We start from the raw sequence: 2694 nt of genomic DNA on the forward strand, positions 1-2694 counted from the left end.
CTGGTGGGGTCCAGGCGGCGGAATTCCGGCGTCTCGGCCAGGGCTGCCAGGCGGGTCATTTCCTCGTGCACGGCGCGGATGCGCGCCTGCAGCTTGCGCTCTGGCGGGCACACGCGGCGGGCGGCCTCGGCCAGGGTGCGCACTTCGCGGGCCAGGCGCAGCAAGCCGCCGGGGTTCTGCTCCTGCGCGGCGCGGCGGGCGGAACATAGGGCGCGCCACTTGCGCTGAAGCCAGTGCAGCACTGCCCGTTCTTCGGCCATCAGCCCCCCTTCACCATGCCTTGCAGAATTCCCAGCACCGCCGCCAGCATCATCAGGATGGGCACCAGCACCGCGAACATGGCCGCGGAGATCTGTGTGCGGTGCGCCAGTTTGAGGCCTAAAATGGTGAGGCCGATGCTCCAGGCGCCGCCCACCAGCGGACCGATGCCCGGGATGATGCCCAGCACCAGGGGCGCGGCGGAATAGCAGAGCACTCGGAAGGTGGCCTCGGCCCCGGAGCCCCCGGAGCGCAGCGTGCGCAGCAGCAGGTGGATGATGCCGGTCATGAGCATGAGCCGCAGCACCAGCAGCAGCGGGTACACGAGGAACAGCAGCAGCGGGGCGGCTCCGGCCACGCCCAGGCCCATGTCCATGATCTCTTTGCTGCCGAGGTATTCCGCCGTGGCGCCGATGCCGACCATGCTCCAAAGGTATTGGCAGACCACCATGAACTCCGCCAGGAGCAGGTGGAAGGCCAGCGGCTTGGCCATGCCGCCGTGGACGGGCATGGCGGAGAAAAAGGCCGAGGGGCTGACGACGAGCATGCGGATGGTGGACCACAGCCCCGGAAAGAAACCGTGCCGTGGCAGATCCTCGAAGGGCACGGGGGAACCCGCGGTCTTGTCCTGCTGCCAGGCTTGCTCCGGCAGGGGCGCGCCAGAGCCCAGGGGCTGGCCTGCGGCGTCCTGGCCCGCAGCGCTTTGCTCCGAAACGTTCTGCAGGGGCGCGTTCTGGTTCACCGGCATTTCGGCAGGCGCGCCTTCCGCGGGCGGCGTGGCCTGGGGACCCTGAATGCGCTTCCACGCGGCGGCGGCGGCGGCGCGCTGCGCGGCCATGGGATCGGGCTGGCCCTCGCCAGAAACCGGCTCCGCGGCGCGGCCAGCATCGCCTGCCGCTGGCTGCGCGTTCATCGCACCGGGCGTTTCCACGGGCTCAAGATCATCCACCACGCGGAAGCGGAACTTGTGGGAACACTTGGGGCAGGTGGCCATCTGGGCGCGCGGGGGAACCTTGGTCTCGTCCATTTCCCGGGCAAACCCGCACATGGGGCAAAGAATCCGCATCGTGGTCCTTTTGATAAGAAAGGGTTGGTGGAACTTTTACAGTCTAGACGCATCAGGCCATGGAATCAAGGGGCCGGGGCAAGGGCCGCAGCCGAGGTCAGGGCCGGTCCAGACCTTGCCCGGCCTTGTCCGGCGGCAGCAGCAGCCCACGCGGCAGCACCGCCCGGGACGAACTAAGAAAGTCGCGCGGCACGCTCGGATATTCGGCGCTCAAGGCATGGCGCACCCGCCCGCCCCCGGCCGCGTCGAAACCGGCGAGCTTGCGGCGTATGGTCTCCTCGTTCCTGTTCAAGCGGTTCAAGTGCTCAATCTCCACATCCAGCACCAGGGCCTGCGGCCCGGGCAGCCCGGACAGCCGTTCATGCACAGGGTTTTCGAAGCGCAGTCCTGACGAACGCCGGAACAGCCGCAGCTGAATGTCCGGCCACAGACCGAAGCCCGTCAGCGCTCTGTCCGCCGTAGGATAGGGCGTGACCCTGGGAAAGTGCCACCCCCCCACCACGCGGTCGGCGCACAAAAGCGGCAGGGCTGCCCAGCCCTCGGCCGAGAGGCGCTCGTCGGCATCCAGATACAGCACCCAATCGCCGGAACAGGCCGAGAGCATGGCGTTGCGCTGGGCCGAAAAATCGTTCCCCAGAGGCCGGGCCGTCTGCCATACGTTGAAGTGCTCCGGCACCGGCACCGCGGGCAGAGAGGGCGCGTCCCACACCAGCACCAGCTCGTGCAACCAGTCCGGGAACTGGGCGAAGAAGCCGGGCAGGTCCGGCTCCGAGGGCGAAAGGATGGCGGCGGCGGAAAGGCGCGGCACGCTGACATTGGCGGGCTGGGCCAGCAGCCGCGAACGCATGAGCAGCAACTCCAGGCTCTTGAGCCCGGCCTTGCCCTTGGGCGTCAGCTCCGGGTTGGGCAGCACGAAAAGATCGTCCAGATCGTACCCGGCACGGTCCAACAGCAAAAGCACAGCCCAGGGCGAGGCGTCCAGCACCAGCCGCGCGGGACCGCCCGTGCGCCACCAGCCGAGCCGCCCGGCGGCCATAAGGCGGCGCGCCAGGGCAAGGTCCTGCTCGCAGACCAAGAGCCGCCCCTCGGGCAGCTCCCCGGCCAAAACTTCGGCCACGGCGCCGGAGCCGAGGCCCAGAAGCGCCAGCCGCTCCCGGCCGGAACGCTCGAAGGCGGCAAGGCAGCGCGCGGCCTGACGGGCTGTGGACGCTGGATCAGGCGGCGGAACGGCCACGGCGGGCAGTGCGCCTGGACGTTTGAAATCAAAGGCAAGCACTTCCCCGGCATACTCGAACAGCAGGTCCGCGTCGCTCATGAGTTCTTCCCCTTGCGCTCCAGAAGCTCCAGGTACATTTCCCCCAGCCGCGCGG

General features: G+C 68.8%; 3 protein-coding genes. All 3 read right to left on the minus strand.

Features of this window, described 5'->3' with window-relative positions; all coding sequences use genetic code 11:
• Window positions 1-260 (minus strand): hypothetical protein (locus tag VN419_RS02125; RefSeq protein ID WP_325643949.1); only part of this gene is annotated, 260 nt, incomplete at its 3' end.
• The gene (locus VN419_RS02130) at window positions 260-1324 is read right to left on the minus strand and encodes a YIP1 family protein (RefSeq protein ID WP_325643951.1); all 1065 of its coding nucleotides are present in this window, start codon (window positions 1322-1324) and stop codon (window positions 260-262) included. The genes VN419_RS02125 and VN419_RS02130, both read right to left, overlap by 1 nt.
• Window positions 1325-1421: 97 nt before the next feature.
• Window positions 1422-2639, minus strand: coding sequence for a glycosyl transferase family 2 (locus tag VN419_RS02135; RefSeq protein WP_325643953.1), 1218 nt, complete (start codon window positions 2637-2639; stop codon window positions 1422-1424).
• Window positions 2640-2694 lie beyond the last annotated feature (55 nt).

Source organism: Humidesulfovibrio sp. (assembly GCF_035560995.1).
Classification (GTDB): Bacteria; Desulfobacterota; Desulfovibrionia; order Desulfovibrionales; family Desulfovibrionaceae; genus Humidesulfovibrio.

What these genes read in the sequence shown, in the direction of transcription:
- VN419_RS02135 (WP_325643953.1), bottom strand. Translation starts at nt 2,639, where the DNA reads ATGAGCGACGCGGACCTGCTGTTCGAGTATGCCGGGGAAGTGCTTGCC.
- VN419_RS02130 (WP_325643951.1), bottom strand. Translation starts at nt 1,324, where the DNA reads ATGCGGATTCTTTGCCCCATGTGCGGGTTTGCCCGGGAAATGGACGAG.